The 15250-nt window shown below is 71.7% G+C and carries 14 protein-coding genes and 1 pseudogene; 4 read left to right on the top strand and 11 right to left on the bottom strand.

Annotated elements, in window-relative coordinates; translation table 11 throughout:
• Positions 1-105: pseudogene (locus ACFY7H_RS20965) on the top strand (ATP-binding protein); the annotation flags it as partial.
• A 181-nt stretch (positions 106-286) separates the two neighbouring features.
• On the opposite strand, the gene ACFY7H_RS20960 reads toward ACFY7H_RS20965, so the two are convergent.
• Positions 287-487, bottom strand: a complete 201-nt coding sequence (locus tag ACFY7H_RS20960; RefSeq protein ID WP_388939996.1) for an acyl-CoA carboxylase subunit epsilon — start codon at positions 485-487, stop codon at positions 287-289.
• Between the two features lie 23 nt (positions 488-510).
• A complete protein-coding gene (locus tag ACFY7H_RS20955; RefSeq protein WP_388939994.1) occupies positions 511-2094 on the bottom strand; it encodes an acyl-CoA carboxylase subunit beta in 1584 nt (527 codons plus the stop codon).
• 249 nt (positions 2095-2343) lie between these two features.
• Here ACFY7H_RS20955 and ACFY7H_RS20950 point away from each other — a divergent pair, with 249 nt between their 5' ends.
• A complete protein-coding gene (locus tag ACFY7H_RS20950; protein WP_388939992.1) occupies positions 2344-2964 on the top strand; it encodes a YceI family protein in 621 nt (206 codons plus the stop codon).
• A gap of 28 nt (positions 2965-2992) precedes the next feature.
• Here ACFY7H_RS20950 and ACFY7H_RS20945 read toward each other — a convergent pair whose 3' ends face one another.
• The 6 genes from ACFY7H_RS20945 to ureA form a co-directional block, all read right to left on the bottom strand.
• Positions 2993-4360: a hypothetical protein gene (locus tag ACFY7H_RS20945; protein ID WP_388939991.1), complete on the bottom strand. Its 1368-nt coding sequence runs from the start codon at positions 4358-4360 to the stop codon at positions 2993-2995.
• Between the two features lie 110 nt (positions 4361-4470).
• Positions 4471-6093 (bottom strand): citramalate synthase, encoded by a 1623-nt coding sequence (gene cimA / locus ACFY7H_RS20940; protein WP_388939989.1) that lies wholly within the window; start codon positions 6091-6093, stop codon positions 4471-4473.
• A gap of 334 nt (positions 6094-6427) precedes the next feature.
• Complete coding sequence (locus ACFY7H_RS20935) at positions 6428-7042, bottom strand: TetR/AcrR family transcriptional regulator (RefSeq protein WP_388939987.1); 615 nt, start codon at positions 7040-7042, stop codon at positions 6428-6430.
• A 30-nt stretch (positions 7043-7072) separates the two neighbouring features.
• Positions 7073-8119, bottom strand: a complete 1047-nt coding sequence (locus tag ACFY7H_RS20930; RefSeq protein ID WP_388939985.1) for an agmatine/peptidylarginine deiminase — start codon at positions 8117-8119, stop codon at positions 7073-7075.
• A gap of 51 nt (positions 8120-8170) precedes the next feature.
• Positions 8171-9853, bottom strand: a complete 1683-nt coding sequence (locus ACFY7H_RS20925) for an urease subunit alpha (RefSeq protein ID WP_388940022.1) — start codon at positions 9851-9853, stop codon at positions 8171-8173.
• Between the two features lie 56 nt (positions 9854-9909).
• Positions 9910-10629 carry an urease subunit gamma gene (gene ureA / locus ACFY7H_RS20920; RefSeq protein ID WP_388939984.1) on the bottom strand — a complete coding sequence of 240 codons (720 nt, stop codon included), beginning with the start codon at positions 10627-10629 and terminating at the stop codon, positions 9910-9912.
• 157 nt (positions 10630-10786) lie between these two features.
• On the opposite strand from ureA, the gene ACFY7H_RS20915 reads away from it, so the two are divergent.
• Both ACFY7H_RS20915 and ACFY7H_RS20910 read left to right on the top strand, forming a co-directional pair.
• Positions 10787-12217: a cytosine permease gene (locus ACFY7H_RS20915; protein ID WP_388939983.1), complete on the top strand. Its 1431-nt coding sequence runs from the start codon at positions 10787-10789 to the stop codon at positions 12215-12217.
• A gap of 35 nt (positions 12218-12252) precedes the next feature.
• Positions 12253-12408: a hypothetical protein gene (locus ACFY7H_RS20910; protein ID WP_388939981.1), complete on the top strand. Its 156-nt coding sequence runs from the start codon at positions 12253-12255 to the stop codon at positions 12406-12408.
• Positions 12409-12489: 81 nt separating this feature from the next.
• Here the strand turns inward: ACFY7H_RS20910 and ACFY7H_RS20905 are convergent, their stop codons facing one another.
• The 3 genes from ACFY7H_RS20905 to ACFY7H_RS20895 form a co-directional block, all read right to left on the bottom strand.
• Entirely contained in the window at positions 12490-13575 is a 1086-nt protein-coding gene (locus ACFY7H_RS20905; protein ID WP_388939979.1) for a branched-chain amino acid aminotransferase, read from the bottom strand.
• Between the two features lie 223 nt (positions 13576-13798).
• Positions 13799-14839, bottom strand: a complete 1041-nt coding sequence (locus ACFY7H_RS20900) for a 3-isopropylmalate dehydrogenase (RefSeq protein ID WP_388939977.1) — start codon at positions 14837-14839, stop codon at positions 13799-13801.
• Positions 14840-14976: 137 nt separating this feature from the next.
• Complete coding sequence (locus ACFY7H_RS20895) at positions 14977-15108, bottom strand: hypothetical protein (RefSeq protein ID WP_388939975.1); 132 nt, start codon at positions 15106-15108, stop codon at positions 14977-14979.
• Between the last annotated feature and the right edge of the window lie 142 nt (positions 15109-15250).

Genomic DNA, 15250 nt, shown 5'->3' with positions numbered 1-15250 from the left:
GGCCCCGACGCCCCCATCATCACCACCGACGCCCGCCACCGCGCGGACGCCAAGAGCGCACTCATCACGCTCGTCGAGCACGCCCTCATGGCACGTCTGCGGTAGGAGTCCGGGCAGGCGCGCGCAGGCGCCGCAAGGACGTTGGAAGGCCCCCGTGTCCCGGACACGGGGGCCTTCTCCTTGCCCGCTCCTTCCCCTTCGCGTTGCCCGCTCCCCCCGGGCAAGCCGAAGGCCCCGCACCCCTCCAGGGGGTGCGGGGCCTTCCGGCGTTTGGTGCGCGCGCTGCTCAGCCGCGCCAGCTGTGGGGGGCCTGGAAGCCCCGGCTGCGCTCCAGGCGGCGCCAGCCCGCGGTGGAACGGCGGGTGACGGCGGCCTCCTCCGGGGTGGCGGCGGCGCGGGCGAGGAGGATCGCGGTGATCGCGGCCAGTTCCTCGGGCTCGGCGTTGCCCTTCTCGACCTTCAGCAGGGTGTCGGTGGCGGTGCTCATCGTTGGCAGGTCTCCTTCGCTCGTTACTGCGGCGGGTTGCCGTGCTTGCGGGACGGCAGGTCGGCGTGCTTGGTGCGGAGCATCGCCAGGGCGCTGACGAGCACCCCCCGGGTCTCGGCCGGGTCGATGACGTCGTCCACCAGGCCGCGCTCGGCCGCGTAGTACGGGTGCATCAGTTCGGCCTTGTATTCCTTGACCATCCGGGCCCGCATCGCCTCGGGGTCCTCCGCGTCCGCGATCTGCTTGCGGAAGATCACGTTGGCGGCGCCTTCGGCGCCCATGACGGCGACCTCGTTGGTGGGCCAGGCGTAGGTGAGGTCGGCGCCGATGGACTGGGAGTCCATGACGATGTACGCACCGCCGTAGGCCTTGCGCAGGATGAGCGAGATCCGCGGCACGGTCGCGTTGCAGTACGCGTACAGCAGCTTGGCGCCGTGGCGGATGATGCCGCCGTGCTCCTGGTCGACGCCCGGCAGGAAGCCGGGGACGTCCAGCAGCGTGACGATCGGGATGTTGAAGGCATCGCACATCTGGACGAAGCGCGCGGCCTTCTCGGACGCGTGGATGTCCAGGACGCCGGCGAGGTGGCCGGGCTGGTTGGCGACGATGCCGACGACCTGGCCGTCCAGCCGGGCGAGGGCGCAGATGATGTTGCGCGCCCAGCGCTCGTGGATCTCCAGGACGTCCCCGTCGTCGACGAGCTCCTCGATGACCTTGAGCATGTCGTACGGGCGGTTGCCGTCGGCGGGGACCAGGTCCAGCAGGACGTCCGAGCGCCGGTCGGCGGGGTCGGAGCACTCGTGGACCGGGGGGTTCTCGCGGTTGTTGGAGGGCAGCATCGTGATGAGGTACCGGACCTCGGCGATGCAGGTCTCCTCGTCGTCGTACGCGAAGTGGGCGACGCCCGAGGTCTCGGCGTGCACGTCCGCGCCACCGAGGCCGTTCTGGGTGATCTCCTCGCCGGTCACCGCGCGGACCACGTCCGGGCCGGTGATGAACATCTGCGAGGTCTCGCGGACCATGAAGACGAAGTCCGTCAGGGCCGGGGAGTACGCGGCTCCGCCGGCGCACGGGCCGAGCATCACCGAGATCTGCGGGATGACCCCGGAGGCCTTGGTGTTGCGCTGGAAGATGCCGCCGTAACCGGCGAGGGCGGAGACGCCCTCCTGGATACGGGCGCCCGCGCCGTCGTTGAGGGAGACCAGCGGGGCACCGGCCGCGATGGCCATGTCCATGATCTTGTGGATCTTCGTGGCGTGGGCCTCGCCCAGGGCGCCGCCGAAGATGCGGAAGTCGTGCGCGTAGACGAAGACCGTGCGGCCCTCGACCGTGCCCCAGCCGGTGATCACACCGTCCGTGTAGGGCTTCTTCGCCTCCAGGCCGAAACCGGTCGCCCGGTGCCGGCGCAGCTGCTCGACCTCCCTGAAGGAACCTTCGTCGAGCAGGAGCGCGATGCGCTCGCGCGCGGTCAGCTTGCCCTTGGCGTGCTGGGCTTCGGTCGCGCGGTCGCTGGGGCCGCGCCGGGCCTCCTCGCGGAGGGAGTGCAGCTCGGCCACGCGCCCACGGGCGTCCGTCGGCTCGCTCGAAGTCTGGTCCACAACGGTCATGTACCGACCTTACGGAGCGTGGCCATCAAAACCCTCCGTCGGTTCTACACAGTCTCCGGCCCCGTCCGCTGTCCGGCCCGGACAGAACCTCCGAAGCATGCATGGACTCCCCCAGCGGGGACCTCCACCCTTTGTGGGGTTCCTATAAAAACGCCGACACCAGCCCAGGAAGTTGAAATTTGAACAGAATGGGTCTAGCGTCGTTCTTGTTGAAAGTTCAACGAAACAGGATCTCCTCAGGAGGAAGTCATGGGTCTCTTCTCCCGCCGCGGCACCCGCAGCGAGTCCGTTCCGCAGGGTCCGGTCGCCACGCTCGACGTCGACCCGGCGCTCGCCGCGCTCACCGGCGACTACGTCATCGACCCCGCCCACAGCAGCATCGGCTTCACCGTGCGCCACGCCATGGTGACCAACGTCCGCGGCGGTTTCGCCCGGCACGAGGGCACCCTGCACCTGGACGGCGACGACCCGTCGCGCTCCACCGCCGCCATCGACGTCGAGATCGCCTCGGTCAGCACCGGCATCGCCGACCGCGACGCCCACCTGCTGGGCAGCGACTTCTTCGACGCCGAGCTCTTCCCGCGGATGACCTTCCGCTCCACCTCGGCGGCGCACCTCGGCGGTGACGCGTACCGGATCACCGGCGAGCTGACGATCAAGGACGTGACGCGTCCGCTCTCCATCGACCTGGAGTTCTCCGGTTCCGCCACGGACGTCTACGGCAGCGAGCGCGTCGGCTTCGAGGGCTCCGCGGAGATCCTCCGCTCCGACTGGGGCCTCACCTGGAACGCGGCCCTGGAGGCCGGCGGCGTGATGGTCAGCGACAAGGTGAAGCTGACCTTCGACATCTCGGCGGTCAAGCAGGCCTGATCCCGGTCGCGCGGAACCCCGGGGGCGGCTACCAGCCGCCCCCGCCGTCGAAGCCGCCGCCACCGTCGAAGCCGCCACCACCGCCGAAGTCCCCGCCGCCGAAGTCGGACGGGTCGTAGTCGGATCCGGAGACCTCCCCGCCCTCGAATCCCCCGCCGCCGTACCCGCCGCCGAAGTCCGAGGCGTAGGCGGGAGCGGCCATCATCGAGCCGAGCATCGTGCCCATCAGCAGGCCGGGCAGGATGCCGCCGCCGAAGTACCCGCCGGCCCACGGTCCGTAGGCCGGGCCGGCGTCGTAGTACGGGCGCGGGCCGTGCTCCGTGTCCACGGTGCGCACCGCCGGGTCCACGCCGTCGCGCAGCCGTACGGCGTCGGCCGTGCAGACCGGCACGGTACGGGCCGCCCCGCCGGCCGGCGCCCAGGCCGCGTCCTGCGTACTCGGACCGTGCCGGGGATCGAAGAAGCAGGGCGGGCGGCGCTCGGGCGGCGGCTTGCCCTGGCGGCGGGCGTCCAGGCCGGCCAGCGCGTACCGGCCGTCCTCCAGCGCCTGGGTCACGCCCTGTACCTCGTGCGGTTCCCGCACCGAGGCCATGATCCGCTTGGCCTTCTCGTAGGAGTCCAGGGCGTGCTCGTAGTCCTCGCGCATGGCGTCGTCGGCGCCGGGCTCACCGGGGTGGAAGTCGAGGCGGTCGAGTTCCTCGCCGAAGGCGGTGATGTCCTCGTCCACCACCACCGCGAGCCGGGCGACCGCTTCGCGCCGGGTCTCTTCCTTCTTCTTCCGGTTCCGCTTGACCAGCAGGTACGTGCCACCGCCGCCGGCCAGGGCCACCGCGCCGAGGGCGATCAGCGCCCCGGCGGAGGATCCGCCCCCGCCGGACCCCTCGCTCCAGGAGGCGGGGGCCCGGCCCTTGAGCTGCGGGAGGGCCTGGTCGGCGAAGTCGTTCAGCTGGGTGGCGGCGTCCACCGCCCCGCCGGCCTTCACCGCGTCGGTGAGGTTGCGGACCGCGTTGCCCGGCATGACGGCCCGGTCGGCCCCGGCGTTGAAGCCGTCGCCGAGCCGGACGGCGTAGAGCCCGGTGATCCCGGTCTGCGTGCGCACCGTGCGCAGCACGCTGTCGGCGGGGAAGGCGGCGGTGGCGGGCAGCACGGCGACGAAGAGCGGCTTGCCGGCCGCCTTGATCTTCGCGGCCAGGGCGTCCGCCTGGGCGGGCGACAGCTGTGCGGCGGCCCCGGGATCGACGTAGACCGGGCCCTTCTTGAGCGCCTCCGCCACCGCGGCGGTCCCCCCGTCGGCGGCGGAGGCCCGCGGGGCGGCGCCGAGCGCCCCGGCGGACAGGGCCAGCAGCAGACCGGACAGCATCGATCCCACGCGTATGGATATCAGCCTGGTCCTCATACTGACGACGCTACCCGAACCGGCAATTTCCCGTGTAAGCCGGACATAAGCGGCATGCACAGGGGTCGAGGACCTCGCCGGGCCGGAGCCCGGCGAGGTGTGCGCCGGAGCTACTCGGCCGGTTCGACGCCCGCGTGGAGGAGGCCGAAGGTGTAGGCGTCCTCCAGGGCCTGCCAGGAGGCCGCGATGACGTTGGGGGCGACGCCCACCGTGTTCCACTCGCGGCTGCCGTCCGTCGTGGAGATCAGGACGCGGGTCGTGGACTCCGTGCCGTGCTTGCCCTCCAGGATGCGGACCTTGTAGTCCACGAGCTCGAACTTGGCCAGCTGCGGGTAGAAGCGCTCCAGGGCGACCCGCAGGGCGCGGTCGAGGGCGTTGACGGGGCCGTTGCCCTCCGCCGTGGCGACGATCCGCTCGCCCTTGGCCCACAGCTTGACGGTCGCCTCGTTGGCGTGGGTCCCGTCGGGGCGGTCCTCTACGATGGCCCGCCAGGACTCGGTACGGAAGTACTTGCGCGCCCGGCCCTCGGCCTCGGCGCGGAGCAGCAGCTCGAAGGAGGCGTCGGCGGCCTCGTACGTGTAGCCGGCCAGCTCGCGCTCCTTGACCCGCTCGACCACGCGGGCGATCAGCGCCCGGTCCCCGCCGAGGTCGACGCCGAGCTCCTTGCCCTTGAGCTCGACGGAGGCGCGGCCGGCCATGTCGGAGACCAGCATGCGCATGGTGTTGCCGACGCGCTCGGGGTCGATGTGCTGGTACAGGTCCGGGTCGACCTTGATCGCCGAGGCGTGCAGGCCCGCCTTGTGCGCGAAGGCGGAGACGCCGACGTACGGCTGGTGCGTGGAGGGGGTGAGGTTGACGACCTCGGCGATGGCGTGGGAGATGCGGGTCATCTCGGCGAGCGCGCCCTCGGGGAGGACCTTGCGGCCGTACTTGATCTCCAGCGCGGCGACGACGGGGAAGAGGTTGGCGTTGCCGACGCGCTCCCCGTATCCGTTCGCGGTGCACTGGACGTGCGTGGCGCCGGCGTCGACGGCGGCCAGGGTGTTGGCGACGGCGCAGCCGGTGTCGTCCTGGGCGTGGATGCCCAGGCGGGCGCCGGTGTCGGCCAGTACGGTCGAGACGACCGCGCCGATCTGGGCGGGGAGCATGCCGCCGTTGGTGTCGCAGAGGATGACGACGTCGGCGCCGGCCTCGTGGGCGGTGCGGACGACGGCCTTGGCGTACTCGGCGTTGGCGCGGTAGCCGTCGAAGAAGTGCTCGCAGTCGACGAACACGCGGCGGCCCTGGGCGACGAGGTGCGAGACGGTGTCGCGGACCATCTCCAGGTTCTCTTCGAGGGTGGTGCGCAGCGCGAGTTCGACGTGGCGGTCGTGGGACTTGGCGACGAGGGTGATGACCGGCGCGCCGGACTCCAGGAGGGCGCGTACCTGCGGGTCCGAGGCGGCGTCGCCGCCGGCCCGGCGGGTTGCGCCGAAGGCGACCAGCTGGGCGTTCCTGAAGTGGATCTCGGCCCGGGCGCGGGCGAAGAACTCGGTGTCGCGGGGGTTGGCGCCGGGCCAGCCGCCCTCGATGAAGCCGACTCCGAACTCGTCGAGGTACCGCGCGATCGTCAGCTTGTCCGCGACCGTGAGGTTGATGCCCTCACGCTGGGCGCCGTCGCGCAGGGTGGTGTCGAAGACGTGGAAGCCGTCGTCGAGTGCCTCTGTCGGCTGGCTCGCCTCTGTCGTCGTCATGCTGATCTGACTCCTGTCGGATGAGTGGTTCCGGAGACCGGGGATCCACTGCCCCCATCATCGCGCGCTGTCCGGTTCCGGCATGTTTCTGCCCTGGAAACGAAAAGACCCCTCGCGGGTGCGAGAGGTCTGCGCGCGGGTCTGAGGCACGGTGGCCGCTGCCGCGGAGGTCGTCCACGGTTTCAGCGGTCACAGAGGACCGGCGCGCTGCTGTCCATAATCATGAGCCGAGCAGACACGCCCGCAGTGTGACACAAGGCCCTCGGCCCGTGGACGCCGGTCTCAGCATGCGGGCACCCGCCGTCCGGCGGGCGGCCCGCGGCCCGGGGACGGCCTACCCGGCCAGGGTCTCGGCGAGGAATTCCCCGACGTGCGCCAGGATGTCCTCCCGCTCGATGCCGGGCAGTCCGACGGCGACCTGGATGCTGAATCCGTCGAGCAGGGCGCGCAGCCTGGCCGCGAAGCGGTCGGGGTCGACCGCGCGGAACTCGCCGCGCGAGATGCCCTCGGCGAGCAGGGCGACCAGGTCGCGGTGCCAGGCGCCCTCGATGGCGGCCTGCCGTTCGCGTTCCTGGGGGCCCGCGTTCTGGGACCGGTTCCAGACCTCCAGCCACAGGGTCCAGTGCGGGTCCCGGGCGCCGTCGGGCACGTACAGGTCCACGTACGCCTGTACGCGCTCGCGCGCCGGGCCGCGGCGGGCCAGCAGGGCCCTGCGCTGGTCGCCGAGGGCCGCCTCGCTCCATTCCAGGGTCTGCAGCAGGAGCTCGTCCTTGCTGCCGAAGTAGTAGAGGAGGTGGCCGCTGCTCATCCCGACCTGCCGGCCCAGGCCGGCCATGGTCAGGCCTTCCAGTCCGCGCTCGGCGATCGTGGCCATGGCGGCGACGAGTACGTCCTCGCGCGGGGGCGCGTTCTTGCGCGCCGCCCGTACCGGTACTCCACCCGCCGCCATGGTCCGCTCCTTCACGAGGTCCGCCTCGGGTCAGACCTTCGGCTGCTGCTGGGTGATGCAGTGGATACCGCCACCCCCGGCGAAAATCGTACGTGCGTCAACGAGCGTCACGGTCCGCTCGGGGAAGAGTCCGCGGAAGATCTCCGCGGCCTCCTCGTCGCGCGGGTCGTCGAAGGCGCACAGCACCACGCCCCCGTTGCAGAGGTAGTGGTTGATGTACGAGTAGTCCACCCACTCGCCGTCCTCCTCGAGAACGGTCGGCGCGGGGACCTCCACGACCTCCAGCAGCCGGCCCCGCGCGTCGGTGGAGGCGCGCAGGATGGCGGCGATGGTCTTGCAGCGCTCGTGGTCCGGGTGGGCCGGGTCGGGCTGGGTGTGGACCATGACCACGCCGGGGCGGGCGAAGGCGGCGACGATGTCCACGTGGCCCTGGGTCCCGTAGGTGCCGTAGTCGCCGGCCAGGCCGTACGGCAGCCAGATGGCCTTGGTGGTGCCGAGGTGGGCGTGGATCTCCTCCTCGACCTGCTTGCGGGTCCAGCCGGGGTTGCGTCCCTCGCCGAGCTGCACGGTGTCGGTGAGGAGCACGGTGCCCTCGCCGTCGACGTGGATGGCGCCGCCCTCGTTCACCAGGCGGGTGCTGTAGGTGCGGGTGCCGACGAGGTCGGAGACGTGGCGGGCGATCTTCGCGTCGTGGTCCCAGCGGGCCCACTCCTGGGCGCCCCAGCCGTTGAAGGTCCAGTCGACGGCCGCCAGTTCACCGGCGTCGTTGGTGACGAAGGTCGGGCCGATGTCGCGCATCCAGGCGTCGTCGAGCTCCCGCTCGACGAGCTCGACGTCGTCCCCGACGACCGCCCGGGCGCTCTCGGCGTCGCCCGGGGAGACGACGAGGGTCACCGGTTCGTACGCGCGCACGGCGCGGGCGACCGCGCCCCAGGCCTCACGGGCCTCGGCCAGCTCCTGGGCGTTGGTGAAGGTGGGGTTGGGGCTGGGCCAGGCCATCCAGGTGCGCTCGTGGGGGGTCCACTCGGCGGGCATCCGGAAGCCGTCGGCCGAGGGCTTGGCGGGCTGTGCAGTCATGGCGGGGGTCCTTACGGGCTTACGGGCTGTGCCGTTCACAGGGTGTGCCGTTTACAAGAAGTAGAGGCGGTTGAGGGAGACCGAGTCGGCCGCTTCGGAGCGCAGCGGTTCCCCGTCGAGGGAGACGAGTCCGCTGCGCGCGTCGACGTCGACCGCGCCCACCCGGGAGTTGAGGAGCATGTCCTTGGGGCCGATGCCCCGGGTGCCGCGTACGGCGACCCGGCGGCGGCGGGTCGGCATCGCGTCGCCGCCCAGCGCCGCCGCGGCGGCGGAGACGAAGGCGACGGAGATGTCGGCGGCGGTGGCCCCGTACGAGCCGAACTGCGGTCCGAGGACGAGTGGTTCGCAGGTGTCGGTGGCGGCGTTGGGGTCACCGGTGACTCCGTAGGCCGGGAAGCCCGACTTGAGGACCAGCTGCGGCTTGGCGCCGAAGAACTGCGGGCGCCAGAGCACGATGTCGGCGAGCTTGCCGGTTTCGATGGAGCCGATCTCGTGAGCCAGGCCGTGGGCGACGGCCGGGTTGATGGTCAGCTTGGCCATGTAGCGCAGGACGCGGGCGTTGTCGTCGCCCTCGCCGTCGCCGTCCAGGGGGCCGAGCTCGCCCTTCATCTTGGCGGCCATCGCGAAGGTGCGGCGGATGGTCTCGCCGGCCCGGCCCATGCCCTGGGCGTCGGAGGAGGTGATGCCGATGGCCCCGAGGTCGTGCAGGACGTCCTCGGCGCCCATCGTCCCGGCTCGGATCCGGTCGCGGGCCATGGCCGCGTCGCCGGGGAGGTCCGGCTTGAGGTCGTGGACGGAGACGATCATGCCGTAGTGCTCGGCGACGGCATCGCGGCCGAAGGGCAGGGTGGGGTTGGTGGACGAGCCGATGACGTTCGGCACGCCCGCCATCTTCAGCACGTTGGGGACGTGCCCGCCGCCGCAGCCCTCGATGTGGAAGGCGTGGATGGTCCGGCCGTCCAGGACGCGCAGGGTGTCCTCGACGGAGAGGCACTCGTTCAGGCCGTCGCTGTGCAGGGCGACCTGTACGTCGTGCTCCTCGGCCACGCGCAGGGCGGTGTCCAGGGCACGGGTGTGCGCGCCCATGTCCTCGTGGACCTTGAAGCCCGAGGCGCCGCCCTCGGCGAGGGCCTCCACCAGGGGCGCGGCGTCCGAGGAGGAGCCGCGGGCGAGGAATCCGATGTTGACGGGCCAGGCGTCGAAGGCGTTGAAGGCGTGCTTCAGCGCCCAGGGGGAGTTGACGCCGACACCCCACACGGGACCGAACTCCTGACCGATGACGGTGGTGACACCGGCGGCCAGGGAGGCCTCCATGATCCGCGGGGAGAGCAGGTGGACGTGGGTGTCCACGGCTCCGGCGGTGGCGATCAGGCCCTCCCCGGAGACGATGCTCGTGCCGGTGCCGACGACGACGTCGACCCCGTCGAGGGTGTCCGGGTTGCCGGCGCGGCCGATCGCGTGGATGCGGCCCTCCCGGATGCCGATGGAGACCTTCTTGATGCCGAGCACGGCGTCGATCACCAGGACGTTGCTGATCACGACGTCGCAGGTGTCGCGGACGGCGGCGCCCTTCAGGTGCAGGCCGTCGCGGGCGGTCTTGCCGAAGCCGGCCAGGAACTCGTCGCCGGGCTTCTGGGCGTCGTACTCCACCCGGACGGTCAGCCCCGAGTCGCCGAGCCGGACCCGGTCGCCGGCGCGGGGGCCGAAGACCGAGGCGTACTCGTGCGGGTCGATGTGGCGGCTGCCCGGGGCGCAGTGCGCGCTGTGGTCGCTGTGGGGGGTCTGACGGCTCACGCCTGGTTTCCTTCCGGGGCGTCGTCGGTCGGGGCGGCGGCGCCGAGGTAGCCGCAGGCGGCGGCGCGGGCCAGGGCCTGCTCCTTGGCTCCGGGGGCGTCCAGCGGGCCGTCGACCAGGCCGGCGAAGCCGATCGCGATGCGCTCGCCGCCGATCGGGACCAGGCCCACCTCGCCCTCGCCGTGCGGGTCGAAGCGCACCGAGGAGCCCGCCGGTACGCACAGCCGCATGCCGTAGGCGGCGGCGCGGTCGAAGTCGAGCCGGGGGTTCGCCTCGAAGAAGTGGAAGTGGGAGGTGACGCTGACCGGCACGGACGCGGTGTTGCGCACGCGCAGGAGCAGCCGCGGTTCGGGCTGGGGGGCGCCGGGGCCGGGTACGACGGCGCCGGGGGCGTCGTCACCGAGCGACACGGCGCCCTGGATGGGCGCGGAGACCACCGCGAGGCGGGACCCGTCGTCGAAGACGGCCTCCACGTGGACCTCGGTGACCACGTCGGCCACGCCGGGCAGCACGTCGTCGGGGCCGAGCACGCCGCGGGCCTCCTCGATGGCCTCCGCCAGGCGCTTGCCGTCGCGCGCGGCCTCGCAGACCGTGTCCGCGATCAACGCGGTGGCCTCGGGGACGTTGAGCCTCAGGCCCCGGGCCCGTCGGGCCCGGGCCAGTTCCGCGGCGCTGCGCAGCAGCAGCCGGTCGCGCTCCGTAGGGGTCAGCCGCACGCCGATCCACCACCTTTTGAGTCAATGGGTTAGAGCATCACTCTAACTCTTCATTTCCTCGTGGAGAAGAATTGACCTGCGCCACCGGCTCAGGTCACATTGAATGACGCTCAAACCACTGTGCAACCACCCCCCGCCCTGCCAAGGGAGTCCCCCCATGCCCATCGAACAGCGCGGAGTCGACACCATCCCCGAGGAGGAGCGGACCAGCGGTCCCCGCGACCTGGTCTCGATCCTCCTCGGCTCCAACCTCTGCCTCGGCGTGATCGTCTTCGGCTGGCTGCCCCCGTCCTTCGGGCTCGGGCTGGTGCCCTCCGTCACCGCCATCGTGACCGGCACCCTGGTCGGCATCGCCTTCACCGCGCCGCTCGCCCTGGTGTCCCTGCGGACCGCGACCAACCTGTCCACCTCCAGCGGCGCCCAGTTCGGCGTACGGGGACGGCTGGTCGGCTCCGTCGTCGGACTGCTGCTCTCCCTCGGCTACACCGCCCTCACCCTGTGGATAGGCGGCGACGTGATGGCCGCGGCCCTGTCCCGCCTCACCGGGCTGCCGGACACCGGTACCACCCGGGCCGTGATGTACGGCGTACTCGCCGCGTGCACCGTCGTCGCGGCCGTCTACGGCTACCGGCTGCTGCTGCGCATGAGCAAGGTGCTGTCCGTGGCCATGGTCGTCCTGCTGGCCGTCGGCGTCGTCGCCTACGCCCCGGACTTCACCACCGCCGCCCCTCCGGACACCGCGTACCTGCTCGGCTCGTTCTGGCCGACCTGGCTGCTGGCCGCCGTCGCGGCCGGGCTCAGCGGACCCGTCGCCTTCATCACCCTGCTGGGCGACTACACCCGCTACGTCTCCCCCCGGCGCCACGGCTCCCGCAAGGTCTTCCGGGCCACCTGCCTGGGACTGCTGGTCGGCCTGCTGGTCCCGCAGCTGTTCGGCACCTACACCGCCCTCGCCGCCCGCGCCGGCGCCGACTACGCCGGGCCGCTCGTGGAGGCCGCGCCCTTCTGGTACCTCGTCCCGCTGCTCCCCGCCGCGGCGGCCGGCTCGGTGGGCAACGCCGGGCTGATGCTCTACTCCATGGGCCTGGACCTGGACGCCATCGTGCCGAGGACGACCCGCACCAAGGCCACCGTGATCGCCGCGGTGGTGGCCACCGCGTTCGTCTTCTTCGGCTCCTTCGAGTGGGACGTGCAGTCCGCGATGACCTCCTTCGTCCTGCTGCTCACCGCGATCGGCACCCCCTGGGCCGTGGTCACCCTGATCGGCTTCGTGCGCTGCCGCGGGATCTACGACGCCGATGCCCTCCAGGTGTTCAACCGTCGGGCCCGCGGCGGCGTCTACTGGTACAGCGGCGGCTGGAACGTCCGCGCCACGGCCTCCTGGGCGGCGGGCGCGGCCGTGGGACTGGCCGCCGTGTCGACCCCGGTGTACGAGGGCCCGCTGCTGGCCCTCACCGGCGGGGTGGACTGTAGTTTCATCCTGTCGGGGCTGGTCGGCGGGGCGGTGTACACCGCCCTGACGGTCCGGCCGCAGGCGGCACCGGCCGCCGGACCGGCGGGGAACGCAGTGGTGGCGGCGGCCGAATAGGACGGGGGCCGGCGCCCACGACACGGGGAGGCATCGTGGAAGAAGTCGCGTACGTGGCGGGGAAGATCGTCAAGGGAATCGCCGGCCTGGCCTACGCGTTCGGCGACGCCGTCGTGGGGCTCGGCCCGGAGGGGAAGGACAAGGAGCGCGAGGAGAAGAAGGACGACGGCGAAACGGAGGACGAGCGCTGACCCGCGCTCCCTCCCGGAACGCCGGAAGGCCCCCCGCGCACCGCGCGGGGGGCCTTCCTTTGCGTCCGGGGCGCCGAACGCCTAGCCGAGCGGGTGCATCCAGCCGTGGGTGTCGGGAGTGCGGCCGGTCTGGAGGTCGAGGAGCGCCTGGCGGAGCTTCATGGTGACCTCGCCGGGCTGCCCGTCGCCCTGGGTCCAGCCGGCGCGCTCCGACTTGACCGAACCGACCGGGGTGATGACGGCGGCGGTGCCGCAGGCGAACACCTCGGTCAGGGTGCCGTTCTCGTTGTCGCGCTTCCAGTCCTCGGTGGAGATCCGGCCCTCCTCGGCGGTGTAGCCGAGGTCGCGGGCGATGGTGAGGAGGGAGTCACGGGTGATGCCGGGCAGGAGCGAGCCGGTGAGCTCGGGGGTGACGATGCGGTCGCCGTACACGAAGTACAGGTTCATGCCGCCCATCTCCTCGATCCAGCGGTGCTCGACGGCGTCGAGCCAGACGACCTGGTCGCAGCCGTGCGAGGCGGCCTGGGCCTGGGCGACGAGGGAGGCCGCGTAGTTGCCGCCGGTCTTGGCGGCGCCGGTGCCGCCCTTGACGGCGCGGACGTACTCCTCGGAGAGCCAGACGGAGACGGGCTTGACGCCACCGGGGAAGTAGGCGCCGGCGGGCGAGGCGATGACCATGAAGAGGAACTCGTTGGCCGGGCGGACGCCCAGCCCGACCTCGGACGCGAACATGAACGGACGCAGGTACAGGGAGGCCTCGCCGGAGTCCGGCACCCAGGCGCGGTCCTGCTTGATCAGGGCGTCGCAGGCCTCGATGAAGAGATCGGCCGGCAGCTCGGGCATCGCCATGCGGCGGGCGGAGGCCTGGAACCGCTCGGCGTTGGCGCGCGGGCGGAAGGTGGCGACGGTGCCGTCGGGCTGGCGGTAGGCCTTGAGGCCCTCGAAGATCGTCTGCGCGTAGTGCAGGGTCATGTTCGCCGGGTCGATCGACAGCGGGGCGTACGGGACGAGCTCGGCGTCGTGCCAGCCGCGGCCTTCGGTCCACTTGATCGTCACCATGTGATCGGTGAAGTGGCGGCCGAAGCCCGGGTTGGCCAGGATCGCTTCGCGCTCCGCGTCGGACAGCGGGTTCGAGGAGGGCTTGAGCTCGATCGTGGGCGTCGTCATGAGTGCTTGTCCTTCACCGGTTGGGTAGGGCGGACCGCGCTCATGCGTACCAGGACGTCCGAGCTTCCCCGTATTCCGCGGCCTCGCGTTCGATTATCGCTCGTGGGCACGCTTCGGAGAAACGGGGCTTAGCGGCCCAGGGAGATGGTGGCACCGGGGGCCGCACAGGAGAAGCCGCCAGGTCCCTTTGTGACCTGGCGGCTTCCTGGAGGGAACGGCCGGGTCAGCCGGCTACTCGCGCGGCGAGGGCGTCGCCGATCGCGTCGGTGGAGCGGAAGGTGCCGTCGCGCTCGGCCAGGTCGGCGGAGACGGCGTCCTCGATGCGGACGGCCTGCTCCTCGTAGCCGAGGTGGCGCAGGAGCAGGGCCACCGAGAGGATCGTCGCGGTCGGGTCGGCCTTGCCGGTGCCCGCGATGTCGGGGGCCGAGCCGTGCACGGGCTCGAACATGGACGGGAAGGCGCCGGTCGGGTTGATGTTCCCGGAGGCGGCCAGGCCGATGCCGCCGGTCACGGCCGCGGCCAGGTCGGTGAGGATGTCACCGAACAGGTTGTCCGTGACGATGACGTCGAAGCGCTCGGGCTGGGTGACGAAGAAGATCGTCGCGGCGTCGACGTGCAGGTAGTCGGTGGTGACCTCGGGGTACTCCTGGCCGACCCTGTCGAAGATGTTCTTCCACATGTGGCCCGCGTACACGAGGACGTTGTTCTTGTGGACGAGCGTCAGCTTCTTGCGGGGGCGCGCGTTGGCCCGCTCGTACGCGTCGCGCACGACCCGCTCGACGCCGTAGGCGGTGTTCACGCTGACCTCGGTGGCCACCTCGGCGGGGGTGCCGGTGCGCAGGCTGCCGCCGTTGCCGGTGTACGGGCCCTCGGTGCCCTCGCGGACCACGACGAAGTCGATCTCCGGACGGCCGGCCAGCGGGGTGGCCGTGTTCGGGAACAGCTTCGAGGGGCGCAGGTTGATGAAGTGGTCGAAGGCGAAGCGGAGCTTCAGCAGCAGACCGCGCTCCAAGACGCCCGACGGGACCGAGGGATCGCCGATGGCGCCCAGCAGGATCGCGTCGTGGTGCTTGAGGGCCTCGAGCTCCGCGTCCGGGAGGGTCTCACCGGTGCGGTGCCAGCGCTGGGCGCCGAGGTCGTACTCCTTGGTCTCCAGCTTCACATCCTGGGGCAGGACCGCGGTAAGGACCTTGAGGCCCTGAGCCACGACTTCCTGGCCGATGCCATCACCGGGGATCACTGCGAGATTGATGCTGGTCGACATGTCGGAACCGTACTCCGTGTCCCAGCCCTCAGACATATCGCGTCCACCATTCGGAACGCGGGAGGGCCGCGGGACCGGCGGGGACGCGATGTGCCCGGTGCGGACGGGCTGGTCGGCGTCCCCCGCCGGGAGCCCGGTCAGTGACCGGTCGAGCCGCCGTTGTCACGGCGGTCCAGGGCGCGCTGGAGGGCGGCGGCGGCGTTCTTGCGGTCGGCGTCGGCCGGGGAGGAGTGGCGGACGCGGCGCGTTGCGGCGGTGGTGGGGGTCATGGTGATCGACTCCTTGGGATCACGGCGTGGCGGGGCCACGGATGAGGGGTGTTCCTTCAAGGCGCCGGAAGAGGCGGGGAGCCGTGCGCCGCAGGGGTTGCCTGCCAGGGGCGCGCGCTCTCGACCGCCATTCGCAGGATCA

It is taken from the genome of Streptomyces sp. NPDC012794, from assembly GCF_042901085.1.
Lineage (GTDB): Bacteria > Actinomycetota > Actinomycetes > Streptomycetales > Streptomycetaceae > Streptomyces.
Note: the sequence above shows the minus strand (reverse complement) of the source record. Positions and strands in the feature narration are given on the sequence as shown.